This is a genomic window from Pseudomonas sp. O230, assembly GCF_045447035.1.
Classification (GTDB): Bacteria; Pseudomonadota; Gammaproteobacteria; order Pseudomonadales; family Pseudomonadaceae; genus Aquipseudomonas.
Genome location: NZ_JBJGXN010000007.1, coordinates 1 through 24,257, shown reverse-complemented (window position 1 = coordinate 24,257; position 24,257 = coordinate 1). Strand labels below are relative to the sequence as shown.

24 protein-coding genes and 1 pseudogene are annotated in these 24,257 nt (G+C 50.9%); 11 read left to right on the top strand and 14 right to left on the bottom strand.

The genetic code is table 11. The annotated features are described in order from the left end of the window. Positions 1-107: 107 nt before the first annotated feature. The 7 genes from ACI77H_RS15945 to ACI77H_RS15915 all read right to left on the bottom strand — a co-directional run bounded on the left by ACI77H_RS15945 (position 108) and on the right by ACI77H_RS15915 (position 5,703). Complete coding sequence (locus ACI77H_RS15945) at positions 108-650, bottom strand: cytochrome P460 family protein (RefSeq protein ID WP_282483609.1); 543 nt, start codon at positions 648-650, stop codon at positions 108-110. Between the two features lie 95 nt (positions 651-745). Further along, entirely contained in the window at positions 746-1,432 is a 687-nt protein-coding gene (locus ACI77H_RS15940) for a glutathione S-transferase family protein (RefSeq protein WP_407012732.1), read from the bottom strand. Positions 1,433-1,498: 66 nt separating this feature from the next. Further along, entirely contained in the window at positions 1,499-2,122 is a 624-nt protein-coding gene (locus tag ACI77H_RS15935; RefSeq protein ID WP_407012730.1) for a DJ-1/PfpI family protein, read from the bottom strand. A gap of 370 nt (positions 2,123-2,492) precedes the next feature. After that, positions 2,493-3,404: a LysR family transcriptional regulator gene (locus tag ACI77H_RS15930; RefSeq protein WP_407012729.1), complete on the bottom strand. Its 912-nt coding sequence runs from the start codon at positions 3,402-3,404 to the stop codon at positions 2,493-2,495. Between the two features lie 11 nt (positions 3,405-3,415). Continuing rightward, complete coding sequence (locus ACI77H_RS15925) at positions 3,416-4,324, bottom strand: LysR family transcriptional regulator (protein WP_407012728.1); 909 nt, start codon at positions 4,322-4,324, stop codon at positions 3,416-3,418. A 169-nt stretch (positions 4,325-4,493) separates the two neighbouring features. Then, the gene (locus ACI77H_RS15920; RefSeq protein ID WP_407012727.1) at positions 4,494-5,141 is read right to left on the bottom strand and encodes a glutathione S-transferase family protein; all 648 of its coding nucleotides are present in this window, start codon (positions 5,139-5,141) and stop codon (positions 4,494-4,496) included. 265 nt (positions 5,142-5,406) lie between these two features. Further along, a complete protein-coding gene (locus ACI77H_RS15915; protein ID WP_407012726.1) occupies positions 5,407-5,703 on the bottom strand; it encodes a putative quinol monooxygenase in 297 nt (98 codons plus the stop codon). A gap of 95 nt (positions 5,704-5,798) precedes the next feature. On the opposite strand from ACI77H_RS15915, the gene ACI77H_RS15910 reads away from it, so the two are divergent. The 3 genes from ACI77H_RS15910 to ACI77H_RS15900 all read left to right on the top strand — a co-directional run bounded on the left by ACI77H_RS15910 (position 5,799) and on the right by ACI77H_RS15900 (position 8,979). Further along, positions 5,799-6,776, top strand: coding sequence for a GlxA family transcriptional regulator (locus tag ACI77H_RS15910; RefSeq protein WP_407012725.1), 978 nt, complete (start codon positions 5,799-5,801; stop codon positions 6,774-6,776). A 422-nt stretch (positions 6,777-7,198) separates the two neighbouring features. Continuing rightward, positions 7,199-8,131 (top strand): alpha/beta fold hydrolase, encoded by a 933-nt coding sequence (locus ACI77H_RS15905; protein ID WP_407013073.1) that lies wholly within the window; start codon positions 7,199-7,201, stop codon positions 8,129-8,131. A gap of 113 nt (positions 8,132-8,244) precedes the next feature. Further along, positions 8,245-8,979 (top strand): cysteine hydrolase, encoded by a 735-nt coding sequence (locus tag ACI77H_RS15900; protein ID WP_205894257.1) that lies wholly within the window; start codon positions 8,245-8,247, stop codon positions 8,977-8,979. Between the two features lie 47 nt (positions 8,980-9,026). Here the strand turns inward: ACI77H_RS15900 and ACI77H_RS15895 are convergent, their stop codons facing one another. The 3 genes from ACI77H_RS15895 to ACI77H_RS15885 form a co-directional block, all read right to left on the bottom strand. After that, a complete protein-coding gene (locus tag ACI77H_RS15895) occupies positions 9,027-11,912 on the bottom strand; it encodes a winged helix-turn-helix domain-containing protein (protein ID WP_205894253.1) in 2,886 nt (961 codons plus the stop codon). Between the two features lie 319 nt (positions 11,913-12,231). Beyond that, positions 12,232-12,465, bottom strand: coding sequence for a DUF2790 domain-containing protein (locus ACI77H_RS15890; protein WP_205894254.1), 234 nt, complete (start codon positions 12,463-12,465; stop codon positions 12,232-12,234). Between the two features lie 578 nt (positions 12,466-13,043). Then, entirely contained in the window at positions 13,044-13,385 is a 342-nt protein-coding gene (locus ACI77H_RS15885) for a carboxymuconolactone decarboxylase family protein (RefSeq protein ID WP_205894255.1), read from the bottom strand. Positions 13,386-13,498: 113 nt separating this feature from the next. Between ACI77H_RS15885 and ACI77H_RS15880 the strand changes: the two genes are divergently transcribed. Next, positions 13,499-14,401, top strand: coding sequence for an AraC family transcriptional regulator (locus ACI77H_RS15880; protein WP_407013072.1), 903 nt, complete (start codon positions 13,499-13,501; stop codon positions 14,399-14,401). Positions 14,402-14,620: 219 nt separating this feature from the next. Here ACI77H_RS15880 and ACI77H_RS15875 read toward each other — a convergent pair. The 3 genes and pseudogenes from ACI77H_RS15875 to ACI77H_RS15865 all read right to left on the bottom strand — a co-directional run bounded on the left by ACI77H_RS15875 (position 14,621) and on the right by ACI77H_RS15865 (position 17,437). Beyond that, positions 14,621-15,717, bottom strand: a pseudogene (locus ACI77H_RS15875) (IS630 family transposase). 399 nt (positions 15,718-16,116) lie between these two features. Continuing rightward, the gene (locus ACI77H_RS15870) at positions 16,117-16,572 is read right to left on the bottom strand and encodes a nuclear transport factor 2 family protein (protein ID WP_282483484.1); all 456 of its coding nucleotides are present in this window, start codon (positions 16,570-16,572) and stop codon (positions 16,117-16,119) included. Between the two features lie 109 nt (positions 16,573-16,681). Beyond that, complete coding sequence (locus ACI77H_RS15865) at positions 16,682-17,437, bottom strand: SDR family oxidoreductase (RefSeq protein WP_282483483.1); 756 nt, start codon at positions 17,435-17,437, stop codon at positions 16,682-16,684. Positions 17,438-17,542: 105 nt separating this feature from the next. Here ACI77H_RS15865 and ACI77H_RS15860 point away from each other — a divergent pair, with 105 nt between their 5' ends. The 5 genes from ACI77H_RS15860 to ACI77H_RS15840 all read left to right on the top strand — a co-directional run bounded on the left by ACI77H_RS15860 (position 17,543) and on the right by ACI77H_RS15840 (position 22,641). Further along, positions 17,543-18,466 (top strand): LysR family transcriptional regulator, encoded by a 924-nt coding sequence (locus ACI77H_RS15860; RefSeq protein WP_282483482.1) that lies wholly within the window; start codon positions 17,543-17,545, stop codon positions 18,464-18,466. A 288-nt stretch (positions 18,467-18,754) separates the two neighbouring features. Then, entirely contained in the window at positions 18,755-20,098 is a 1,344-nt protein-coding gene (locus ACI77H_RS15855; protein WP_282483481.1) for an OprD family outer membrane porin, read from the top strand. A gap of 202 nt (positions 20,099-20,300) precedes the next feature. After that, positions 20,301-21,641, top strand: coding sequence for an OprD family outer membrane porin (locus tag ACI77H_RS15850; protein ID WP_282483480.1), 1,341 nt, complete (start codon positions 20,301-20,303; stop codon positions 21,639-21,641). Between the two features lie 229 nt (positions 21,642-21,870). Continuing rightward, the gene (locus ACI77H_RS15845; RefSeq protein WP_282483479.1) at positions 21,871-22,233 is read left to right on the top strand and encodes an NUDIX hydrolase; all 363 of its coding nucleotides are present in this window, start codon (positions 21,871-21,873) and stop codon (positions 22,231-22,233) included. A gap of 153 nt (positions 22,234-22,386) precedes the next feature. Next, the gene (locus tag ACI77H_RS15840) at positions 22,387-22,641 is read left to right on the top strand and encodes a DUF6555 family protein (protein WP_282483478.1); all 255 of its coding nucleotides are present in this window, start codon (positions 22,387-22,389) and stop codon (positions 22,639-22,641) included. Positions 22,642-22,716: 75 nt separating this feature from the next. Here ACI77H_RS15840 and ACI77H_RS15835 read toward each other — a convergent pair whose 3' ends face one another. Next, a complete protein-coding gene (locus ACI77H_RS15835; RefSeq protein ID WP_282483477.1) occupies positions 22,717-22,941 on the bottom strand; it encodes a DUF2188 domain-containing protein in 225 nt (74 codons plus the stop codon). Between the two features lie 351 nt (positions 22,942-23,292). Here ACI77H_RS15835 and ACI77H_RS15830 point away from each other — a divergent pair, with 351 nt between their 5' ends. Together ACI77H_RS15830 and ACI77H_RS15825 are read left to right on the top strand one after the other, a co-directional pair. Beyond that, positions 23,293-23,763: a chemotaxis protein gene (locus tag ACI77H_RS15830; RefSeq protein ID WP_282483476.1), complete on the top strand. Its 471-nt coding sequence runs from the start codon at positions 23,293-23,295 to the stop codon at positions 23,761-23,763. A 117-nt stretch (positions 23,764-23,880) separates the two neighbouring features. Continuing rightward, a complete protein-coding gene (locus ACI77H_RS15825; protein WP_407012724.1) occupies positions 23,881-24,099 on the top strand; it encodes a hypothetical protein in 219 nt (72 codons plus the stop codon). Positions 24,100-24,257: the final 158 nt, after the last annotated feature.

Genomic DNA, 24,257 nt, shown 5'->3' with positions numbered 1-24,257 from the left:
TCTAAGCGATGGCCTCCTATGCTAATTGACGCCTACAAGGATAGAAGCTATCTAGCCCTAAAACGGCTCAAATAAACCACATGGGGCATCCTAAAAAAAACCGCTCATCACTGAGAGTATTTAGTGAAGATCAAATCCGTCGCAGGAGGCAATTTCGTGTGGCAGGCGAAGCAGCTATTCACGATTTTTTCACTTGGGTTGGGCTTTCCATTTTCAAACTGCCCATACCCCCACCCACCTGTACTTGCGTAACGCTTAGAGTCTTTAACCTCGATCTGAACGTTCGTTGGCTCTCCAGCGACGAATGACTGATCTCTACCAAACACGGCATTATTTTGTGGAGAGGATTCGTATTTGTAGGCCAATCTCGCGATGATCGTGCCATCCGGAAATGGCAGAGTCCCTTCCCTGTAAGCCTTCATAGCTATGTCATTTCCCAAGATCACGCGGATGTCGGGCTTCTCACCTTCTTCATGAGCAATGCTGACAAACTGCCAATTACGATAGCCTTCAGGAAGTTTGACTCCGAACACAGGCGATCCTTCCGCGTCTGCACCAGGAGTTGAATCTGCGTGCGCAACAATCGATAGGCCCAATAGCACACCGATGATGCCGGCGGTCGCAGGTAAAACGGCAATTTTCCAAGTCATCACACACGCTCCGAGTAGGGCGCTACACGAGTTTCTTCTTGGAACAAATAGCGCCGATATTTATTTCAAGGCGATTAAATTATTGAATGCAGGCCTCACAGCGGAGGAAGGCCATTGAGCTTTCTCCTCTCCTCTTCAGCATGGGACGATGGGCGAAGTTCTTCCCCCTTTTCGTAAGCCCGAATAACCGCAGGTCGCTCCCCTACTTTCTTCATCCAGGCCACAATGTGAGGGTAATCCGATAGGGTTATTCCCTGTTTACCGTGGATAACGACCCAAGGATAAATTGCCATATCGGCGATCGAGTACTCACCTGCAACGTACGGTCGTTCGGATAACTGCTTCTCAAGCACCCTGTATAAGCGCTCGGTTTCCTTGCTGAAACGGGCTTCCGCAAGCGGTGAATTCTCTGAAGCATAGTGTAGGAAAAAAACCGTCTGGCCCAATATCGGGCCAAGGCTTGCGGCCTGCCAAAATAACCACTGAAGGACTTCAGCAGCGCCTTTAACGTCTTGTGGGAGAAATTGGCGCCTGCGCTGAGCCAGGTACAGCAAAATAGCACCCGACTCAAAGACCGATACACCTGCTTCGCTGTCTACTAATGCGGGTATGCGCTGGTCGGGCGAAATGCGCGTGTACTCAGCTGTAAATTGCTCACCCTTGGTAATATTGACGGGATGGATGGTATAGGGACGACCTGATTCCTCTAAAAAAACAGCAACCTTCTGACCATTCGCAGTCGGCCAGTAGTAATATTCCACGGCACTGGGATCTTTGGTCATTGCCTTAGCCTCTGGATGAAATGACGCAAAACTGGATGGGATAGCCGAGAAATTTCGGCAATGCCTTCAAGGCACTTGTGGAGTGTCGTACCACTCAGGCCCAGGCGAAGCGAAGCGCATTTTCTGCCGGATAAATGTGGCGTTCTCTACACTCGTTAATTGCTCTAATAATTGAAATGCAACCTCGGTAGCTGTCCCAGGTCCACTTGATGTAATGATTCGACCGTCAACCACAACGGGCCGATCGACAAAATGAGCGCCAGTTTCGAGCAATTGATTTTTCCGCTTCCCACCCTCTTGGTGGTACGTAGTCGCGTTTTTGCCTCTCAACACACCAGCTGCCCCCAGACAAACAGACGCCACGCATACACTGGCTACAATTTTGCCGGCATCAACGAAATCTCGAATGGTCGCAAGGAACGGTTCACTCAGGGCTTCCTCATAAAAACCCGCGGGTTCGAAACCACCCGGCAACGCTAAGGCATCAAACGCGCTTGTATCTAAATCGCTCAGTAAAAAGCTCGGGCAGATTGTGATACCGAAGGTTGTGACGATCCTCTTCCGAAGCCCGGCATTTACCAATTCAAGAGAATCATCACCAAGCAAATCGGCCCAACCGAGCACGTCGGTGAACGCCGCCATTTCCAAAGGCTCAACTCCATTAGCAAGCAACATTAGTACGCTTTTCATCCGGGTGAGCCTCCGCGGCTTCGCGTGAGTGTCTATGGGCGCTAGAAACCATATTCCGCTTTAAAAACAGCGGAGCGAACGATCAAAAAATGGAATCCAATATTCCACCCCTCGAAATGGCGGAATGAATTTTTGGATCCATTAGTAATGCAGGAAAATTCCAATTCTGGCTTGCATCTGCGCCCTCGGCTGTACGCATAATCAAGGCAAGGCGCCCCAATTAACCGCTTGCCACCTCCCCAGCCGGAGGAAAATCAATGAATAGTTAAAAGAATGTTCATTGCCAAGGCAGAGGTACTGACTTCCACTTCTGTACTGACTGTTCGAATAAAACCGGAGAACCTACATACGTGCATGCGCTATCTGGCTTTCAAAGCGCGTCTGGTTGCATAGCTGGATGCTCGCGCAGACCATCTACCACGTGGTCGACAAAGCTGCGCAATCGCATGGAAGCTTTGCGTCTCTCTCTGTAAACAACGTGGACAGGCAAGGAAGGAAGCTCAAAGGGTTGCAGAATCCGCTGCAAACTTCCGCTTTTGAGGTAATCGTACAACGGGTAACTCAGGCAACGAGTGATACCCGCTCCATGAGCTGTTGCACTAATTGCCGCCTGCACCGTGGCGCAGCTGAGACGGGTGCGTGCTCTGAAGCTGTTCTGCAAGCCCTGACTTTGAAAGTCCCACTGGATGCTATTCCGAAAGGCCTGGGTACCAACCAACTTGTGTTTTTTAAGGTCATCCGGGCTATACGGTTCACCGTGAGCTTCAAGGTAATCAGGACTTCCGCAGACGATCGAACGTACGTACCCAACCGGGCGAGCGATCAACGATGAGTTAGGTAAATTCCCAATCAATACCGCGACGTCCAACGCCTCATCATTCATGTTCGGGAAACGATCATGGTAGTGGGTGAACAACTTGATGTCCGGATACATATCCATGTAGCCAGATAGAAGCGGCGTCATGACATAGCGGCTGAACAACAGCGGTAGCAAAACCGTGAGGTTACCCTGAGCTTCAATATGCAGCCCCCTTGCCGACGCCTCTGCTATCTCGATCTCTTGTAGGATGTGGGAGCAGTCAGCCATGAACGCTTCTCCCGCTCTGGTCAACACAACCCCCTGCGTGCTTCGCTGCAACAATGACACGCCTAGACGTGCCTCCAGTCGCGCAACCGCGCGAACAACAGTAGGGCCAGAAACTTTGAGACGGCGGGCCGCCGCCGCGAGACTAGGTCTATCGGAAAGCGCCTCGAACATGACCATCTCATGGTAGCGGTCCATCACATCTCACCTTAAATGCCGGACTGAAGCGCAATATCACCGCCCAATCGCTCACTGAGAAATTCCACGAAAGTTCTAATTTTCGCAGGCACCCGATTGGTCTTCTGGTAGACGACTTGTATGGGCAGTGCTGGAGGTTCGTAGTCTTGAAGCACGATCTCCAATGCGCCAGCAGCGACTTGGCTTGCCACCTGGTAGGACAGTACCCGAGTGACACCCCAGCCCTGCGACGCGATATTGATGGCAGCCTGATTAGCCGTTACCACTAACCGTGGGTCAAACCGAAAGCTTAAATCGTTGCCCTCGTTTACAAATTGCCAATCGCTGAGAAGATGGCTCGCAGACGACATTACTATATTGGCTGTACTAAGCTCGCCTGGATGACCAGGTCTTCCGTAACGATCAAAATAGTTAGGCGCACCGCATATTACTTGGCGCACCTCACCCACCTTGATGGCGTGCAGCGTTGCCTCTTGCACGTGCCCAATTCGAATCGCGACGTCGATGCCCTCATCAGCAATGCTGGTCACTCGGTCGACGAGCAATGCACTGAGATGAACCGAGGGATATCGATCGAGATACTCGGCTAACAGTGGAGCGATATACAGTTCTCCAAATAATACTGACGCCGTTACGGTCAAATGGCCACAAGGCAATGAGTAGCTGCCAGCGGCAGCCTCTTCAGCCTCGCCCACCTCACCTAAAATTCTGCGACAATCCTCTAGGTAGCGCTGCCCTGCCTCGGTCAGGTGCAAGCTACGGGTAGTTCTTGACAACAACTGGGTGCCGATCCGCTCCTCCATTGCCGCGATCACTCGCGTCACGCTGGGTGGAGAAATATTGAGACGTCGGGCTGCGGCAGCAAACCCTTCTTCTTCAGCAACCGCTGTGAATACTTGCATTTCTTGAAAACGGTCCATACGTGCCCCAACCTAGTAAAGGACATCAACTATCCGTAGTGATAAACATCACTTCTCAAAGTCATCAGCCACCCTTGACGCATTTTGAAATGTGCGAGCGAATGAAAAAATTGATGATCTTTGGAGCGTCTGTAGTTAAATTAAATTTGGCGATATGATTTGCGTATCGCTAGCTTCTTATATTCGAATCGTGCTCTTCATATCTTCTTTCCTGTCGCTGCACATTCACAAACCGCGGCAACGACGAAACAGTGCTTAACCATTCGCGGACGAGTGGGTAATCAAAAAGGGAGATGTACCCACGCGGGGCATGGGATAAATAGGAATAAGCTGATACGTCCGCTATCGTGGGCTCACCACTCACTAAAAACTTATTCACTGTCAATGCTTGGTTGATTTCTTTGAGCAGTGCCAAGATCCTAATTAAAGGCTCGTCTATGTCACAGTCAGCATCAGAATTAGTAATCCATCGTTCAGAAACGGATTTGGAGTCAAATTCTTCATCGGTCAGAGATAACCAGCAGAGCACTCTGGCCAGAACTAGATGGTCGCTTGGCAACCATTGACCGTCGCCGTACGTTGCGGCCAGATATACCAAGATAGCGTTGCAATCAGCCACAACGGTGCCGTCATCATCGATAAAAGGAACTTGGCCAAAGCCATTACCGGCCAGAAATTCAGGGACTTGGTACCCGCCCCTCATCAAGTCGACTGATACCACCTCGGTATGTAAACCTAATAAAGACAGCATTAATTCGACGCAGTGGTACTGATCGGATTTTGGATGGCGGTAGAGTTTGATCGCTTTCTGGGACATCACCTACTCCAAAAATTATCTGAATGCGACTCCGCGCTTAAGCTCTCGCTCAATCGTCCTCGCATTTCAAAAACATCGGAATCACCAATAATGACAATCCAGTATTTCATCTGACGAAATTATTGTTAATTTCCTGAGAAATTTTTAATTACGTCCCTGATTAAGCGTCTTCACGCCGACGCGATGGCGTATTAGCAGTTGAGGAAGAGGAATGGGACTTCCCCTTCCCCGTGTAGGTAATTCAAAACTCGTCTAGCGCCAAGGATTAACCTTTGGCGGCCAACACATCTACCTTCTGAATCGACGGTGGTTCCGACAGCAGGTAACCGGCCTTGGACATCAAAGCTTGGGCGATGGGGCCGTTGAGATGAGCATCTCGATCCGTGTCGTTGGCAAACGCATCAAAAATGCCGAAAACCGATGTACTCATTTTCAAAGCGAACCACGAGGTTGTGCCTGTCTCCGCGTTTGCCAATGGCAAGGCACTTCTCAGGAAATCGTCAACCTCCCATTCCTTGCCAGGCTTGGCTTTCATCTCTACAAACAGGGCTACGCTGGCCATCTCAATTTCCTATGCGGGTGGTTGTGATTCCAGTGTAGGAATACTTGAAATCGTCGTATAGTGGCGGTGCCGACAACAAAGGTATCGTTTCCGCCATGAGAATTTATATCCTTGCCCTAGAGGGTGTTTTTGATCTGGGTCTAGCCGCCTTCATGGACGTGCTTGGGACAGCCAGCGAACTAGCAGGCGAAGAGCCGACACAGCGAATGTTGGACGTGACAATCGTTGGGGTGAGAACAGAGGTACGCACAGGGCAAGGTCTGAGCGTACCGGTGCGCCTTGCAGCAGAATTGCCTCAACCAGATCTGGTTTTGGTGCCTGCCCTTTCTTCTAAAATGCCCGAAGGACTTGCGAAAGCGCTCGATCAACCCGATGTGGCTGAAGCAGGCCAGTGGTTGAGATGTTGGTCACAGAGTGGAGCGACAATCGCTGCGGCTTGCACGGGCACATTTGTCGTAGCAGAAGCCGGACTGCTAAACGGTCATAGCGCCACTACATCCTGGTGGTTATCTGCATTCTTCCGACACCGTTACCCTTTGGTTCTTCTAGATGAAGAGCGGATGCTCGTATGTTCGGATCCGTTCGTGACCGCGGGGGCCGCAATGGCTCACTTCGATCTTGGGCTGCACGTAGTCAGCCGCCAAAGTCCTACGCTTGCTGCTCTATGTGCTCGATACCTACTTATTGAGACAAGGCCATCCCAAGCCGCCTTTATCATTCCTGATCACATTGCCCACACTGACCCAATTGTCCAGCGCTTCGAGCAATGGGCACGAGATCATCTCGAATCTGGGTTTTCGTCAGCCGCGGCAGCAGCCACAATCGGCGTGAGCGAACGGACACTCGTTCGTCGTATACAGCAAGTTTTAGGAAAGTCTCCGTTAGCCTGGTTTCAGGACCTTCGCGTTGATTACGCGGTTCATCTGCTGCAAACGACAGACTCCAGTGTCGAACAAATTGCTAGCCGTGTTGGTTACGCCGACGGTACAACTCTTAGAACTTTGCTACGCCGTAAACTTGGGCAAGGAATACGAGAATTGCGCCAACGCGCTACTCACGTTGCGGTTTTATGATTGATAGTAAGGTGCCTATGAGCGACTGTAATTAGGCACCTAAACCCTGCTACATCTTTCGCCATCAACTTAAGCCAGCATCTCTTTTCCACCAAGCAATCCAATCTAAGTACGCTTGCTATTTAATATCATGCCGCTGTCTTTAAGATCGACTCTTAGTGCATCCACTCAACCTCTAAAATAAATTAATACAAACTAGTCATAACTATTTTTGCAAATATTGCTATCTTTGCGTTTAGCACTTCATCACACCGTTTCACATCTTTTAACTCGTTTCGCGAGAATCTCGCGCCCATAGTGCTATCCGAACGCCGCTCATTATTCAGATCAAGAACACCTGATCGCACAACCAGGCTCTCGGAGCAAAAATGACAGACAAATCCGTGCTTTCTCAAGATGCAGCAGTACGCCGCGGCCTCGTAATGACAGGGATAGGCGTGGCCCTTGTATCAATGCTACCCAAAGCGGCACAGGCACAAACTGCCTCGCCATCAAAACCTGAATCGGGATCTCATGCCATGACATCCAATACAATTACTAACAGTGAAGGTGTGGTGCTTTATTACAAAGATTGGGGACCAAAAAACGGGCCGGTAGTGACGCTTAGCCATGGCTGGCCACTCGACTCGGATAGTTGGGATGGCCAAGCTTTCTTTCTCGCAAACCAAGGCTTCCGCGTTATCGCGCATGACCGACGCGGGCATGGTCGTTCTAGCCAACCTTGGGACGGCAATGACATGGATCATTACGCAGATGATCTTGCCACTGTGATCAATACGCTGAATCTGAAAAACGTCACAGTTATGGGCTTTTCCACCGGTGGCGGCGAAGTTGCACGATATGTAGGGCGGCATGGCACATCCCGCGTTGCGAAGATTTGCCTGATCTCGTCAGTGCCTCCGCTCATGCTCAAAACAGCCGCGAATCCAGGGGGACTTCCCATTGATGTATTCGATGGTATTCGTGCAGGGATGATCGCTGACCGATCGCAGTTGTTCAAAGATATCCCTGCGGGACCATTTTATGGATTCAACCGGCCCGGGGCTAAAACCTCTCAAGGCATGATTGATTCCTGGTGGAGACAGGGAATGGTCGGAGGTTTCAAAAACACATTCGATTCCATTAAAGCGTTTTCAGAAACCGACTTCACCGAAGACCTTAAAAAATTCGATAAACCGACGCTCATCGTCCATGGTGACGACGATCAGATTGTGCCTATCGATGCCGCCGGCAGAGCCTCTAAAAAACTGGTCCCTAGCGCAAATCTCAAAGTGTATGCGGGCGCGCCCCATGGTCTGACTGAGACCCACAGGGAACAACTCAACAAGGATTTACTGGCATTCCTTCATAGCTGAACGTCGTAAATTATTGGAGAGATATCATGTCTGAAAAATTCCTACCCCTCGGCAGACGCTCATTCGTCATGGGTGCTGCTGCCGCCGTAGCGGCAAGCGCTATCCCTTCAGCAATGGCAGCGGACAAACCCGCACAATCCAATCTCGAAAAATATGCTGCTCCCAAGAACCCAGCGCTCCCGAAGTCGACGATGAAGCTCGACCTTTCGCGCACTGCTCTGGTGGTCATCGACCCGCAAATCGACTTCATGAGTCCTAAAGGCAAGGCCTGGCCGATGACGGGTGAAAGTGTGACGGAGCAGAATCTAGTCCCCAATCTGCTGCGTCTATTCAAAGCGGCTAAAGCAGCAGGCATGACGGTCGCTATCTCGCCGCATTGGTACTGGGGAACGGACCATCACTGGAAAATTCAGGCCCCAGTCGAAGCCATGCAACACGATATGAAGCTTTTTGATGATCGCAAAAACGAGTTAGACGTGGCGGCATTTGAGAATTCAGGAAGCGATTTCATGCCGGAGTTCAAGCCGTACATCATGGACGGTAAGACGTTTCTTTGTTCGCCCCACAAACTGTACGGCCCACAGGTCAACGACCTAAACCTACAGCTGCGTAAACAACTCGTCGATCAAGTCATCCTGACCGGCATGTTAGCGAACCTCTGTGTGGAATCTCACATGCGTGAACTGCTTGAACAAGGGTTTGAGGTAGCAGTGGTACGAGACGCCGTAGCGGGGCCCAAGTTACCCGAGGGTGACGGCTACCTAGCTGCGATTATCAATTACCGCTTCATGGCAAATGCTGTGTGGACTACAGATGAAGTGGTCGCAATGATGGAAGGCAAGGCTTAGATAAAAATCCTGCCTCAGGAATATGTTAAGCCCTGTGGCAGGATTTCCTATTGGCAAGGAGTAGTCCGTAGACTCAATGATTCCAATAACAATCTGGCCTCACGCATATCCAGGGTGTCATAGCCCTCAGAAAACTTTCCAAAAACCGTATGAAGCAATTTTCCAGCCTCGGTAATACGACCTTGCTTTAGATGCAGCCTAGTCAACGAAGTTGCCGTCCGTAGCTCCCAAGCCAACGCAGCTTGCCGCTCGGCACAGGCCAGAGAGCGGTATAGATATTGCTCGGCTAGCTCATAGTCTGGGTCTGGCCGAGCTGCATAGAGGTCCGCGGCAACTCGCAAAATTTCCGGAGTATCGAAGGTCTCTCCGATGTTTTCAATCATCTCCATTGCCCCGCAAATGATTTCCAACGCATTATCAAATCTACCTGTAGCAGCAAAACCCTCCGAAAGGCATCTGATAAACATTGTGGCCAGAACTTGATGGTTCTCTACGCTTAACAAGCTCAGGCAACCATGCAACTGTTGAACACCCTCTTCAACATTTCCTTGGGAATACAAAAGTATGCCTTCGAGGCCCAACCCTACTGCCAACTCAGGCTCGAAGAAATTGAGCTTGGCAGTCGAATTCAGCTGATCAATTGTCTGCCGGGCGGCACTCCAATCGCCCGTCCAGAGAAATACCGTAGACACGTAGATAAGCGCCAGGCAAATGGTTGCAGGATGGCGCAGATGATTAGCTCGATGTAATGCTTGTCGAGCGAGCTGAAGCGCTTGATCCGGGTATCCGCGCAACCAAGAAATCCTAGCAAGAGATGACAATGCTCGAACTCGATAGTCATAGCTAAACGAGAATTCGTCTCCTACAGATTGTGAAGAATATAGGTTCCAGCCGGCACGAGAATCCTGCCCAGACGACTCATGTTTTATGGCGTATTGATTAGCATCCCCCAGCATCCACTGCATCATGGCAATGCCCTTAGGATCTGTAATTTTATCACTCAACGTCATTGCCTGAAGAGTCGAGGGTTGGAACTCTTGCTGCTCCGCACTCCACGCGAGGGTATTGCTTGAGCCACCCAATAATCTGAGCTGACGAAGAGTGTCGCCTAGGTTCTCGTCAAATACCTTGCTAATACCGTTGGCCGGATTCCCAGAATGAGGTTTTCCTAAAGCAAACATGGTGGCGATTGCGAGCGCTTCCTGCCAAACAGTTTCTTGAGGGAGACCATTGGGTTGGCATACCCCGGCGGCAAGGGCTCGCCCACTCCACCGACGACACTCATCGAGCATGGACAACCCCAAGAATAAAGGCGCTGAAGATGCAGCGAGACGAATGCCAAGAGAAAGATTCCCTGACTCCGAAAAAGTCCAATCAAGCGTTGCGCAGATGTTTCCTAGATACTCTATATAACGTTGAATGCGCTCGTAATCCGGAAGCGCTTCGCCTTGCACGTTAAGACGCTCAAGCAGCGAAACCAGGTAGATAGCATGGCGTTCAGTTGTCGAGTCAAACTCACCCGCGCCGTGTAATTTCTCAAGCGCGTAAGCCCTAGTCGTGTAAGGGAGCCGGTAGCACATCAAGCAATTATTGCTCTCGGCCAAGACCAATGACTTTGTCACCAATCGCCCTATCGCATCGATAACCATCATCTCATGGCCGTGAGGAGCTACCACTTGGGTTGCTACCTCTAATGAGAATTTGCCAGTCAGAACGGATAACCGGCGTAGCACCATCGCTTCGTTTGCAGACAAGAGATCGTAGCTCCAATCGATCATTGCGTTTAGCGTTTGGTGACGAGACATCGCGTTGCGGCGCCCTTCCCAAAATAGGCTAAATCGATTTTTGAGCAGTTCAGCGATACCCTGAATCCCGTATGCTGGAACCTGGCCGGCACCCAGTTCAATTGCTAACGCGATGCCGTCGAGTTTTCGACAGATGTGAGCCACCACCGGAGCATCGTTGTCGCTAAGGGTATACGCACCTTGATTGTGAGCGACACGTTCAACGAACAACTGCACGGCGGAGAATGTCATAGCATCGGTGGCTTTCAGCTCCGCTTGCTCTGGTGGACAGGCCAGAGAGCCCAAGCGGTAAATATGCTCGCCCTCCGCTCGTAATGGTTCTCGGCTGGTGACTAAAATGTGAGTTTGCTCTGCTTGCCCAAAAAGCGTTTCTGCCAAACAAGTGACAGCATCGATTACGTGGTCACAGCTATCGAACACGACCAACAGACGCATATCTCGTATGAGGCCCACTAACGTTTGCAGTGGCTCGGCTTCCTGGTACTGCACACCCACTGCGGCCGCGAGAGTTCCAGGCAGCATGCTGGAATCTGTAATTGCACTCAGATCCAGAAAGATAACCATGCCTTCAAATTGCGATCTGAAATGGTGAGCAACCGCTATCGCTGCGGTTGTTTTACCCATCCCTCCCAGACCGCTAATAGTGACGAATCGATGTTGCTTTATTAGGCCTGAGATCGCCTTCACGGTGTCGTCACGACCTACCATGCGCACCAGGCGCGGAGGTAACTCACCCGCCGGTATCGACTGCATTGCGGCCGAGTTTTCGGTATCGGTGGGAACGGTAACGGGTGCCACAAAGCTATAACCGCGCCCCGGAACATTAATCACATAACTCGTGCTGGTTTCAGGACACGACAAAGCTTTGCGCAATGCAGAAATATGTACACGTATGCAGCTTTCGTCCACCACTACGCCCTTCCACACCCTCTGAACAAGGTCGCGGGTGGTAATCACTTCACCGGCGTGGGCGACGAGAGCGATGAGCACGTCTAAAGCTCGGCTACCCAACTCGATGTGCTCTCCGTTTTTGAGCAACAGCCTCTGTGACGGAAACAGTTGGAACTGGCCGAACGTGAGTACGTGAGGGTTCTGGACCCCCGGAGAGATTTTCAAGGGAATGGTCATGATTCACAGCCCCACGCATAGTGACAAGAACTGCTGAAATCTTGCGACGGCACGGTCGGGTAAACACTTGAGGCATTATTCATGATGGTCACTGGTGGCGAATGAACGTACGTAGGCAGCTCACTCTGTCGCTTCCGTGACTCCAGTTCTAAGCGTGCTTATTATTAGGTCCATCGGGTGCAAACGTTCCACGATGCAGTGTAGGCCCGGCATGGCATTCAAGCAGTGTTTTTTGCGGTTACCTCTCATTCTCAGACGACCGGGGCTGCGTAATTACCAGCCCCAATCGCCAAGGAAAAATAGTGCCTGCGCAGAACCTTTAATTGGTCTGACAACCGCCCCCTTCCTCCATATACGTTGCTACACGTCGCGCCCCCTGAGAGTCCTGATACACCATTTCAACAGGCACGATCCCACAGGCAAACCGGATGTCTGTAACGCTGAGTATTTTTGCTACGTCAGTCGGAACGCCGGTGCGAGATGTTTGCACATCGGCTGAGGCATACGCGCCACTGGCCGCAATGGTCAAGAAAAGAGTAAACAAGAGCTTCATGGTATTTCCTCTAGTAAGATTTGGCAGGACTAGCCGGTAGCTCGCGAAGTAATCGGTGTGCTTGCTTCCATCAATCAGAACAAGCGCCATCAAAACATCTTCAAGCACTGCATGGCCGCAGCCTCTTTACCGATGAAACGCTACGCAGAGGAGTAGCCATAGGTGTTGTTGAACGTCAGCCAAAGCTGATTCATAGATCTCAATTCACCTTCAATATCAGGTTAGCTTGTATTTTGGGGGTGCTAATGAATGGACGATGCGAACACCCAATTGGCGACAAAAGGTATAGTTTCGCAGCCGCCTTACGGTGTAACCAATACGATTGCTCCACGCCGCAAAATAATTGCTTACACCTGTCTTACTATTGATGCGTACAGCGAGAGAGCTAAACTTGCAGTGCATTAAACAAAACAACTGAGCACAATTATTTTGAAAGCTGGAGGCCTCCCATATTAGTGCATTGCCGCATTTCCGCGTGAAAACATTTTTCAATGAAAATGTATTCACTTTCATTTCATATTTAAAATAAAAAGCCCCGGCACACTAAAGTGCTCGGGGCAGCTCTACTATTTAGCATGCTATTTTTTCAATGTATCATACGCTTCCAGGGTGCGCAGTGAGTAGATATACGCAGCACCTGCGTTCATCTGGACCGCGGTAGCCAGGGTAGCGGCAATTTCTTCACGACTCGCGCCAGCCTTGATTGCCTCATCGGTGTGAGCACCGATACAGCCATCGCAACGCGTAGTGACAGCGACGGCTATCGAAATCAGCTCACGCGTCTTGGCATCCAGAACGTTGTTTTCAGAGGAGGCCTCGGCGAGGGCCATATAGGCCTTGACCATTTTTGGATTACTTTTGCCCAGTGAGCCAAAAGCTTTTTGGATGGTAGGCAGCATTTCAGACCAGTTTACGAACATTGATTAAGCTCCTGAGCGGGGTTGGGTTGTACTGTTTCGACACGCTCAGTTTTCTACAAAGACGAGGTTCACGTTTGTTCGAACGGCTCACTTTTTGTCGCGAGCAACTCAAAATGAATTCGATAGAAAAGCTCATCAGTTTGGCCAACGTGCGCGGAAGCCTCAATTTGCACTGTCAATTTGAGGGCGATTGGGCCCGCGAGCATGAACAGGAACCACTGGGAAAAGCGCCTTATCACATCGTGTTAGTGGGACAATGTCGCGTCGATTTCCCCGACGGCAAAAGTGTGCCAATGCGCGCGGGTAACATCTTGCTCCTACCGACAGGGGCTCCCCATGTGATGCTAAGCTTGGGCAACACCGCGGCGCCGATATCGCCAAAATCGCCGAGAATCACCAATGGAGGTGCCGTCCCCACCCATCGCATTGGTGGACCTAGTAGCGACTTCGATATGCTCTGCGGAAGTTTCCACTTCAACCGTACTTCTCTGCTTTTCGCAGCGTTGCCTAGCTATTTGGTGATACCCACTGCTTGTGGGCCGCTATCGGCATTGGTGGAGATGCTGCGCAGTGAAGCTGACGGTCACCTAATCTGCTACAGTTTTATGCTGGATGCGCTGTCTCAAGCGTTGTTTACCCTTGTTCTGAGAGCACATCTCACAAGTGACGGTCACACCTTCGGCTCATTGGCGTTGCTGAATGACAAACGGCTCTGTCACGCATGGCAGGCGATGCTTGCCGACCCCGCCTTCGAGTGGACCATTGAGTGTCTTGCCGAGTTAGCAAGCATGTCACGAGCGACGTTCGTTCGCGCGTTTTTGCGTGTTTTCGGCGCGTCGCCAGGGGCTCTGTTGACCCAACTCAGGATGGAATTAGCGTTCAATTTACTGAGTCACTCCCACCTAGGGTTGAGTGAGATTGCTGTACACGTCGGGTATCAATCGCAATCGGCGTTCAGTAAAAAATTTAAGGAGTTTTATGGGGAGGCACCAGGGAAGGTGCGGCGCGAAATTTAGCCTCCCCATATCTCAACCTGTCGGGACAAAGTCTTGCGTTCGTCCTAATGGATACGTGCTGCCTGCGATACAGCAAAAGTATCCTCTAGCATTCGAAAGCTAGTGATCAACCTGTCGCTGATCTCCAGTACAAGGACGAACGACGTTTCAATGAGTTTTCCAGTGGCATTGACCCGCGATGCGAGCGTACCTAGTGTGCTGTCTCACAAATAACACTCCTCATGCCTGTGAGGCCATTGCCTCACGGGCTCGCTGTATCTTGTTCAAAATATCTTCCCCCTTGGCGTTCCAGACGTAGCGAGTCGGCTGCGCATTTCGCAGTGCCAGGAACGTGGTGATCGAGCTTTCCAGTTCGCGAACCGAACTGAAGCTGCCGTCACGCAGGTACACCGTGATATCGCGAAAGAAGCGTTCAACCATGTTCATCCATGAACTGGAGGTCGGGGTGAAATGCATGTGGAAGCGTTTGTGCTTCTCAAGCCACGCCTTCACTTTTGGATGCTTGTGCGTGGCATAGTTGTCGACGATCAAATGCAGCTGAAGATGCTTGGGCGTTTCTCGATTGATCTTCTTGAGAAACTCCAGCCATTCCTGATGCCGGTGTTGGCGCTCGATGGAACTGATCAAGCGTCCCTGAAGGTAATCCAGAGCGGTGAACAAGGTGACGGTGCCATGGCGGACATAATCGTGCGTTGCGTGCGGATATGCCCGATTCCCAAAGGCAGTCCAGGCTGGGTGCGCTCGAGGGCCTGAACTTGGCTCTTCTCATCGCAACAGAGCACCAGGGCTTTATCGGGAGGCGCCAGATACAGTCCGATGACGTCCCAGAATTTCTCTTCGAAGTTCGGATCGTTGGACAGCTTGAAGGTGCGTGTGAGGTGCGGTTTTATGTCGTTGGCGGCCCATATCCGCTGGACGCTGGCCGGTGAAATGCCGGCGACTCGAGCCATGCTTCGACAGCTCCAGCGAGGTTGGCCGATACGCGGCTGAGTGACTTGCTCAAGGGTTCGTTTCAACGCTTCGGCTGGCAGGGATGGCTTGCGACCTCGTCCGGGCAGATCCACCAGGCCTTCTAGACGCAGCTCTTGAAAGCGCTTGCACCAGCGGGTAACTGAAACAACGGAGAGACCGGTCAACTGGGCAATCTCGTTACGAGAGCAACCTCGAGCGGCTAGTAAAATCACCCGCGCCCGACGACCGTCGCGCTGACTGATAGTGGCTGATCTTATGCGCCGACTCAGTTCAATTTGTTCGTCTTCACTGAGCACGATGTCCTGAGAGTTCATGTGATCACTCCAAGCACTGACTGACCACATAAGCATAGCTCAGGTTAGAAACTTATTTCAGAGACAGCACACTAGGATCATTGCACGATGATCATTCGCCAAAATATCCTGGATAACCAGACTCTCGCTTGTTAGCAGAGCCGCAGTGTCTCTCACGAAATTTACTATTGCCTCTTTGCCTTGGTGCTTACCCAGCCAAGGTAATGCCCCTACGTCACCCGCAACCTCCCACTCCGCATTCTCAGCGAATTGGAGCGCAAGCGCTTGAGCGTCACCGCTGGCCAGCTTCTGCAAAAAAAAATGAGCGAATTCTAAGTTGGTTTGCCCGTTCATCGTCTTCATACCCTAATTTATTACTCTACTTTCTTCTCGAACAACCAGTTAGCTCTTTAGCAATACTCACATCACTAGTTGCGTACACAGTGCCGCTCATCCCCAGTAAAACCTATCATCATCTTCACCTAAAAAATCAGGATCGACGTAAATATGCAGACGTGAAATCAAAGTCCCTGTAAATTCGAACACATTGCAAAACCTACCTTCGGAGCGACCTTCAACTGGCCAATCTTCTCCGGTCTTAGCGACACCACTCTCAGTGCCCTCCACAACTACTATACGACCACTTGCAATGTAGTTATAGGTTTCAATATCGTGTTTCAGGCTATCCAGCTTACTCATTAGGCCTTGAACAAAAGCGACGACCTGTCCCTTTCCTGTACGAGTACCGAACTTTGGAAAAAACAGCTGAACGTCATCACTAAAAAGATCTAGGATTGATGGGTCACCAGCATCAGCCTTACCAAAGTAGAGTTTGGTAATATCAATCAACTCTTTACTATCATTTACGTTTGTCATCTCAGCACCCGGATAGGTTATTTGCAGCATAGGACTATCGTAGACAGACTTCTTAGATAATCAAATTTCCCACCACAACCACGTCGATCAAGACTACATAAATACTGGGAAAACATGAGTTTTCCCAGTTTTCACACAATCAGATCTGTGCAATACCGCCATCTACGAACAATTCACTGCCGTTCACGAAGCTTGAATCATCGGATGCCAGGAATACGGCCGCTTTGGCAATCTCATCTGGATCGCCAACACGGCCCATTGGAATCAACGAAGCGAAGTGGTCCAGCATGCCTTGTTGATGCGCTTCATCCGGACCAGCGAGACCAACCAAACCTGGGGTCTTGATTGGGCCAGGCGTGAGGCAATTCACACGAATGTCTTGTCCTTTCAAGTCAAGAATCCAGTTACGTGCGAACGATCGAACAGCTGCCTTCGATGCTGCGTAAACACTGAAATCTGGAGTGCCGCCGCTAGCCGCGGTCGATCCAGTCAGAATCACCGAAGCACCCTTAGACAAAAGTGGCAGCGATTTTTGTACTGTGAAGAGCACTCCTTTCACGTTTCGGTCGAACGTATCATCGAAATGATCTTCGGTGATGTCTTTCAAATTGCGCAGTTCACCGCCGCCGGCGTTTACGAACAGCACGTCGACCCGACCATGCTGGGCTTTCACTTCATTGAACAGTTCGTCCAATTCTTCTAGCTTCGTGGAATCAACGCGTAAAGCGGTCGCGTTATTACCGATGGTCAGCACAGCTGCGTCTAGCTCAGCTTGACGTCGACCTGTGATGAATACGTGAGCGCCTTCCTTAGCGAAGCGGATGGCAGTGGCCAAACCGATACCAGTGGACCCACCAGTGACAATGGCAACTTTGCCTTCGAGCTTGCTTGACATTCGATGTTCCTCAGAAAAGCGCAAAAAAGCGCATGCCCAAAGAATATCGACGAACCCTACCTTTCCAAATAGAATTGATTGCAAACCATCGTTGCAGAAATGTTGATGTCCAAGATGCCGGATTTCGAAGGATTGGCAATGTTCGCGAAAGTCGCGGAGGAGCGTTCCTTTGCCGCCGCAGCCAGGGCATTAGGCGTCTCAGTTGCAACCGTTTCCCGAGGGGTCAGCCGCCTTGAGGAGAAATTAGGCGCACGACTATTGAATCGGACTTCTCGGCAGCTAGCGCTCACGGAATTCGGGCGAAGCATCGCTGAAAATGCCAGTCGCCTCTACCGGGACGCTGAGCTAACCGAAGGCATCGCGCGCGAGCTTTCATCTAGACCCAGGGGACTAGTACGACTCGCAATCCCGATGACTTTTGGGGTTCGTTGGGTGGCTCCCATCATTCCCGAGTTTCTGCTTGCCTATCCAGAAATCTCGATTGACCTTCACTTGTTCGATGCCGCGGTAGATCTGATCGGTGAAGGATTTGATGCCGCAATACGAATCGCTATATTGCCCGACTCTTCGCTCGTGGCACGACGGTTGTGCCGTGTTTCACGCTATTTAGTCGCGTCCTCCAGCTACCTCGACCAGCATGGTCATCCGGAGCATCCACACGACCTGATTGGCAGAAACTGTCTGGGATACGCATACCGGGCGCAAAGCGACATGTGGAGACTGAGTAATGCTGCTGGGGATGAGGTAAGCGTCGCGCCCGCAGGCACTTTGCGTGTCACCAATGTTGAAGCTCTCATTCCTGCGGTTCTAGCAGGCATAGCGATTGCTGAGCTTCCCGAATTTGTAGCCAGTGAGTACCTACGCGATGGGCGCCTTCAAGTAATCCTGCCAGATTGGCATATGCAGGAAGGCGGCCTGTATTTCGTTACTCCTTCTGCGCACGCGCGCCCCGCAAAAGTCGATGTACTAGCGGACTTTCTCGTCAAAAAGCTTTCTGATCCAGCGTGGCGCTGGGAAAGTGCGACTTAGGCTTAGAACGCCCTGCCCTGCCTACTGATCCCCCTTCCTATCCCAGCGATTCAGGAAACCACTCAATGGCGTGTGATCGCCCGATCACACGCCATTGAGGAGCCATTCTTGCCGAAAATATCAATCGGTATTCCAGCAATCGGTATGACGTGTCGCTAATTCTTGTAGTGCTCTGCTGCTACCCTTTATTAGATAGCTCCCCCAAAAAACTAGTAACACGCACAAGGTCATTCTTCGAGCGGCTAGGAGGCCATTTTTTCAATCAGCGCCGACTCCCTAGGAGCTTTTATGAAAAGCAAAAACCTACCAGTCGCCATAATTTTCACGTGCTTCTCGATTGGTGCCGATGCAGCCGATCCAAAAGCACACGGGTTCATAGAAGACAGTCGAGCGACTGTCAGTTCTCGCACGATGTATTACTCAAACGACAATCACGATGGCGGATTCGACCAGCGCGAAACTGGTACGGCACTTAATTTAAATTTCGTATCGGGCTTTACTCAAGGCACCGTCGGTTTTGGGCTGGATCTGGAGTCGTCCGTTGCCATACACCTGGATGGAGGTAGGGGCCATCACCCTGACAATGCCAACACCTTCTTCCCAAGCGACTCTGACGGTTCTTCCGCTCATTCATGGGACAGAGCAGGCGCAAACATAAAAGCGCGATGGTCAAAAACAGAACTAGCGGTGGGTAATATCTTCACGCCAAATCTACCCATACTGACTAATACAGATGCACGGCTCGTGTCTCAGAACTTTGGAGGCGGCGTGATCACGTCCAAAGAGTTCGATGGACTGACGCTCACTGCCGGTAAATTTGACCAGTCTGCTGGCCGGGCAACCAGTAACCCAACGGGGCTGGCGGTTGCGGGCGGCACCAAGGACTCCAACGATTTTCGTTTCGCCGGTGGTGATTGGAAGGCAACAAAGGACTTGATGTTCCAATACTATTTCGCAAGGCTCGAAAACTATTACAAACAAAATTACTTGGGCTTGGTCCACGTGTTGCCGCTTGGGGCTGATCAATCGTTCAAGACTGACCTTCGCTATTTTGACAGTAGCTCTGACGGAAAAAACGGTGAGCCTGGGTACCGTTTCAATAACAACAACGGTTACGCAAGACACCCCGGCGAGGTAGATAACAAAACCTGGAGTGCCATGTTCACCTACACCCTCGCAGGTCATGCGCTGATGCTTGGGCACGTAAGCGTGAGCGACGACGGGGGATTCGTTTGGCTAGACCAAGGCACGGTTACAGACGGTCGAAATCGGCCTGAGGGCAATGGAGGGTCCACCTTTTATCTATTTACCAAAGCTATGGTTGGCACCTTCTCCCGCGCTGGCGAACAAACGAGCTTTGGTCAGTATTCTTATGACTTTGCAAAGGTGGGAGTACCTGGCTTGAAGGCTTCGGTTGCGTACTTGAGAGGCGAAGACATCAAAAATCCCAGAGGTGGCAGCGATCTGTCGGAATGGGAGCGTGACCTGAGGATCGACTACAGCATTTTGAACGGGCCGCTAAAGGGTTTTAGTACAACGCTGCGCCATGGCACCTATCGCAGTGACAACAATGGCATACCCAACACTGATCAAACGCGCCTAATTTTCAACTATAGCTACGCCTTCTACTAAACCCCCACACGCCGTTGTGCGCGAATCACTCTTGCCAAAAACGTCGTGCATCATTCCGAAAATCGGTATAACGCCGCCCCTCTCGTAACCAACCTCTGCTGCTACGCTATGGGTTACTACAAAAATTCCAATATGCACTGGCTCAGTTTTCAAACGGCTGGGTGGGTCATTTTTCATCAGCGCCGACGTGTCAGGAGCTTTTATGGAAAGAACGACCTTGCCAGCCGCTTTCATTCTCGCTGGCCTCTCAATCGGGGCAAATGCCGAAGATGCCAAGCCGCATGGATTCATAGAAGACAGTCAGGCCACTGTCAGCAATCGCACGTACTACTACTCGAACGACAATCGAGACGGTGGACGCGACCAGCGCGAAACTGCAACGGCACTTAAATTCGCGTTCACATCTGGGTTCACTCAAGGCACGGTAGGTTTTGGCGTGGATGTGGCATCGCTGGTGGCTGTCCACCTAGACGGAGGCAGAGGTCACCACCCCGATGCGAATACTTTCTTCCCCAGCGACAGTGACGGATCCGCAGCTCATTCATGGAGTCGAGTGGGCGGCACTCTAAAAGCGCGCCTCTCAAAAACTGAGTTAGGTGTCGGCAACATATTCACGCCCAATCTACCCATCCTCGTCGCTACTGATTCACGGCTCGTTTATCAAAATTTTGGAGGCGGCATCCTCACCTCCAAAGAGATTGATGGGCTCACGCTCACCGCCGGCAAAATTGATCAATCCTCGGGCCGGGCAACCAGCAACTCCACTGGTCTTGCGATAGCAGGTGGTACCAAAGACTCGAACGATTTTCGCTTTGCTGGTGGTGATTGGAAGGCAACGAAGGATCTGACCTTTCAGTACTATTTCGCCAGGCTGGAAAACTACTACAAACAAAACTACCTCGGCCTGGTACACGTGCTGCCACTAGGAAATGATCAATCATTCAAAACTGATCTTCGCTATTTCGACAGCTCTTCGGATGGAAAAAACGGTGACGTCGGATACCGTTTCAACAACAACGGGGGTTATGCCAAAAACCCTGGCGAGGTCGATAACAAGACTTGGAGCGCCATGTTTACGTACAGCATCGGCGGACATTCGATATTGCTAGGTCATGAAAGCGTAAGCGACGACGGCGGGTTCGTGTGGCTCAACCAGGGAAATGTCGTAGACGGTCGGAATCGTCCCGAGGGCAACGGAGGTACTGCGTTCTATCTGTTTACCGACGCCATTGTTGGCAACTTTTCCCGGGCAGGTGAGCAAACCAATTTCGGCCAATACGCATACGATTTTACAAAGGTGGGCGTGCCGGGTTTGAAAGCATCGATCTCCTATCTCAAGGGCGATGAAATTAAAGATGTTGGTAGCGGTAGCGACCATAAAGAATGGGAGCGAGACATGCGGATCGATTACATCATTCCATCAGGGCCGCTGAAGGGCTTCGGCACAACGTTGCGCCACGGCACCTACCGAAGTGACGGTTCCGCATTACCAGACACAGACCAGACTCGTCTGATCTTCAACTACAGCTATTCGTTTCTATAGGGCTAGCTCTTGAGAGGACTCACTGATTAGGGGTCAGCTGATGAGGGAGGAGCCCCGCTTGCGGAAGCGAGCCAGAGGGGGCTAGGCGAGTGTCCAGGCTCACCATCACTAGATACTAAGAACGGAAACACAATGACTGCACCTACGTTCGATGCAGGCCTGGTCTTCTACCACGGGCTTAAGCTGCGGTTATCGCCACGAGTTAGATCCTGAGCTTCGGAGTCATCACATGAAATCCAGAGCTACCGTCATATGCGAGAGAGACCGAAAAATCTTGCTCGTTCGAAAACCGAAATCGAAGTGGGTTCTACCCGGTGGCAGGGTGGAAATTGGCGAAGCCATAGCTGGAGCGGCCACTAGAGGACTTCAAGAAGAAACCGGTTTGAACGTTATTCAGCTCCTTTACATGTTCGACTTCAATGTGGGCAATACACATCACCATGTTTTTGAAGCCTCTGTACAAGCTTCCGACAATGCCACACCTCAGAATGAGATTGCTGAGTGCATTTGGCAGTCTTTCAGTGTGTTCGATGACATAGAGACAAGTGATGCCACGAAATCCATTGTCAGTTCATTTCTACGCCGCCTTTGACTCCCTCCCTTGATCCTCCAGTCCGAAAAACAGCTAATCATCATCCCAGTGACTAGAGAATCTGGCCCCCGTAAGTGGTGACGCACCATTCGTAGAAATTTTGAATTTTCACATCAGACGCCACTCCGTAGGTTATGAACGAAAGGAGGACTTATGGCACAGACAGATATTTTCATCATTGAGTACAAGCTTCTCGGGGAACAGAAGTCGTTCATCATCCGTGCGCAAAGGATGCGCAACGTTGAGGCATGGCATTGGGCGAGCTGTGATGCTGGTATTACGCCCATACCAAAACCAGGGAAAGCACCTCTGAAAATCATCTCCAAACCGCAAGCCGAAAAGTATGGGATCACAGAGGTGAGATGGCGCGAAACTGCCGCTTTGAAGTGGACAGAGGTTCCCTCATGAAGGCGAGTCTCGCGGTAAGGCTGTCTCGATCGAAGTAGGAATCCCGCGACTGATAGAAATCAATTACTACCCATTTCAACCCTTCGAAGCCGCCGGATCTGCGCTACTCGGATAAGTCCGCTCCTCCTGTATTTTCCCATCAGACGAATGGATTTTAAGCGAGGCCGTTTTGTCCCTTAGAAACGCTGCGGCGATCTCAATAAGTTCGGCCCTGGTCTCACCCGTTTTTATTACTTTAGGGTCCCCTTCCTTGGTGAGCTGCCAGCCTTTGCCAGTTAACACAATGTGATAGTTATCCACGGCCTACTCCCATTTTGTATTCCACGTTTTACGTATGGTTCGGCGTTTTTTAGCAGTTTTCGCCGTAAAAAATGTCGGCCTTTTCATCCGCAATGCGAATAACCCGTGCCGAAATTTTTGACCTGCCAAGGTTGAGATAGGGCCAGCGGCTAGGGAGTTCAAAGATATGAATAATGCCGGGAGACGCCTGCAACCAGGGCGCCATTCATAAGCATGCTGTTTTTTTGGTGACTCGGGCAGGTGGATTCACACTTGGTAAACCCAAAGCTTGCTGGCTACGAATGTTCCGTCACTGGCGTTAAAGTACCTGCCCTCAACGTCGATAAAGGACGAACAAAAAGGGAGAATTTCATGCAAATCAATTCCGCCATATTGTCTTCGACCAGGATTGTCGCCCCTTCAGATGCTATCGAACCTGTGTCCAGTGAAGTGTCGGCTGATCCCGGCCAAGCAGAAGCCACCGAAGGGGTGAAAGTAACTATATCCGCTGAGGGGACAGCGAAAGCGTCAAGCGAGAGAAAAAAAAATGCGGATATCGATGCAAGCAATCTCCCAGATGGCGTGAAAAAAATTCTCAAGGCAATAAGAGACATTCAAGAAAAAATTCAGAAGAAAATGGAGGAGCTGGATGCGGTGAAGAACGATCACACGTTGAGCGAAAAAGAGCGTGAAGGAAGGGTTCAAGGCATTTTAGGAGAGTTGGGTGTTCTCACGAGCCAGCTCACGACGACCACCAACGATCTGCACCGTACAGAAAACGAAATGAAACTCTCTGCGTCATTGAAAAAGCTGTCGAGCTACCTCTCAGCGCCTAAGTACTGATGCGGAAGCACGAGTTGAGGCGAGACCGCGTACCACGTCATGCATAAGGGGCGCGCCAGTCTCAACCAGCGGCGAGATGCGCTAGGCTTCCGGCATCATTTCTCAAGGACGATCGTCATGCCAGATAGCTCAGACAGTAAAGTCGCCACAGCGGATGCCCTGACATTGCTCCTTCACAACCAGCACGCCCTAAGTGCTGCGATAGAAGAAATAACCAAGTGGCTCTCAGAAAACGGGGTAAGCATAGTCGCCCCAAATGCGACGTCGGCCATGGAAACGCTGGACACTAATGCTCAAGCCATCACAGATTCCATTTTGAGAATCCGCCAGTCGTAGAGTACTCAGCGCAAGTCTGCCTTCTGATTTATATGACTCTGATTTTGTGGACACAGTTGGCTGACAGCTAGGGACGGACTAACACGACCGTTGCAGTGGATAGTCAAACATCCGTCTGCTCCGCCATTTCCAAGACATCATCGATCTCAATTCCCAAA

Excerpts from the sequence above, each read along its gene's own strand:
- ACI77H_RS15945 (WP_282483609.1), bottom strand. The coding sequence starts at position 650 with ATGACTTGGAAAATTGCCGTTTTACCTGCGACCGCCGGCATCATCGGT.
- ACI77H_RS15940 (WP_407012732.1), bottom strand. The coding sequence starts at position 1,432 with ATGACCAAAGATCCCAGTGCCGTGGAATATTACTACTGGCCGACTGCG.
- ACI77H_RS15935 (WP_407012730.1), bottom strand. The coding sequence starts at position 2,122 with ATGAAAAGCGTACTAATGTTGCTTGCTAATGGAGTTGAGCCTTTGGAA.
- ACI77H_RS15930 (WP_407012729.1), bottom strand. The coding sequence starts at position 3,404 with ATGGACCGCTACCATGAGATGGTCATGTTCGAGGCGCTTTCCGATAGA.
- ACI77H_RS15925 (WP_407012728.1), bottom strand. The coding sequence starts at position 4,324 with ATGGACCGTTTTCAAGAAATGCAAGTATTCACAGCGGTTGCTGAAGAA.
- ACI77H_RS15920 (WP_407012727.1), bottom strand. The coding sequence starts at position 5,141 with ATGTCCCAGAAAGCGATCAAACTCTACCGCCATCCAAAATCCGATCAG.
- ACI77H_RS15915 (WP_407012726.1), bottom strand. The coding sequence starts at position 5,703 with ATGGCCAGCGTAGCCCTGTTTGTAGAGATGAAAGCCAAGCCTGGCAAG.
- ACI77H_RS15910 (WP_407012725.1), top strand. The coding sequence starts at position 5,799 with ATGAGAATTTATATCCTTGCCCTAGAGGGTGTTTTTGATCTGGGTCTA.
- ACI77H_RS15905 (WP_407013073.1), top strand. The coding sequence starts at position 7,199 with ATGACAGGGATAGGCGTGGCCCTTGTATCAATGCTACCCAAAGCGGCA.
- ACI77H_RS15900 (WP_205894257.1), top strand. The coding sequence starts at position 8,245 with ATGGCAGCGGACAAACCCGCACAATCCAATCTCGAAAAATATGCTGCT.
- ACI77H_RS15895 (WP_205894253.1), bottom strand. The coding sequence starts at position 11,912 with ATGACCATTCCCTTGAAAATCTCTCCGGGGGTCCAGAACCCTCACGTA.
- ACI77H_RS15890 (WP_205894254.1), bottom strand. The coding sequence starts at position 12,465 with ATGAAGCTCTTGTTTACTCTTTTCTTGACCATTGCGGCCAGTGGCGCG.
- ACI77H_RS15885 (WP_205894255.1), bottom strand. The coding sequence starts at position 13,385 with ATGTTCGTAAACTGGTCTGAAATGCTGCCTACCATCCAAAAAGCTTTT.
- ACI77H_RS15880 (WP_407013072.1), top strand. The coding sequence starts at position 13,499 with ATGAATTCGATAGAAAAGCTCATCAGTTTGGCCAACGTGCGCGGAAGC.
- ACI77H_RS15870 (WP_282483484.1), bottom strand. The coding sequence starts at position 16,572 with ATGCTGCAAATAACCTATCCGGGTGCTGAGATGACAAACGTAAATGAT.
- ACI77H_RS15865 (WP_282483483.1), bottom strand. The coding sequence starts at position 17,437 with ATGTCAAGCAAGCTCGAAGGCAAAGTTGCCATTGTCACTGGTGGGTCC.
- ACI77H_RS15860 (WP_282483482.1), top strand. The coding sequence starts at position 17,543 with ATGTCCAAGATGCCGGATTTCGAAGGATTGGCAATGTTCGCGAAAGTC.
- ACI77H_RS15855 (WP_282483481.1), top strand. The coding sequence starts at position 18,755 with ATGAAAAGCAAAAACCTACCAGTCGCCATAATTTTCACGTGCTTCTCG.
- ACI77H_RS15850 (WP_282483480.1), top strand. The coding sequence starts at position 20,301 with ATGGAAAGAACGACCTTGCCAGCCGCTTTCATTCTCGCTGGCCTCTCA.
- ACI77H_RS15845 (WP_282483479.1), top strand. The coding sequence starts at position 21,871 with ATGAAATCCAGAGCTACCGTCATATGCGAGAGAGACCGAAAAATCTTG.
- ACI77H_RS15840 (WP_282483478.1), top strand. The coding sequence starts at position 22,387 with ATGGCACAGACAGATATTTTCATCATTGAGTACAAGCTTCTCGGGGAA.
- ACI77H_RS15830 (WP_282483476.1), top strand. The coding sequence starts at position 23,293 with ATGCAAATCAATTCCGCCATATTGTCTTCGACCAGGATTGTCGCCCCT.
- ACI77H_RS15825 (WP_407012724.1), top strand. The coding sequence starts at position 23,881 with ATGCCAGATAGCTCAGACAGTAAAGTCGCCACAGCGGATGCCCTGACA.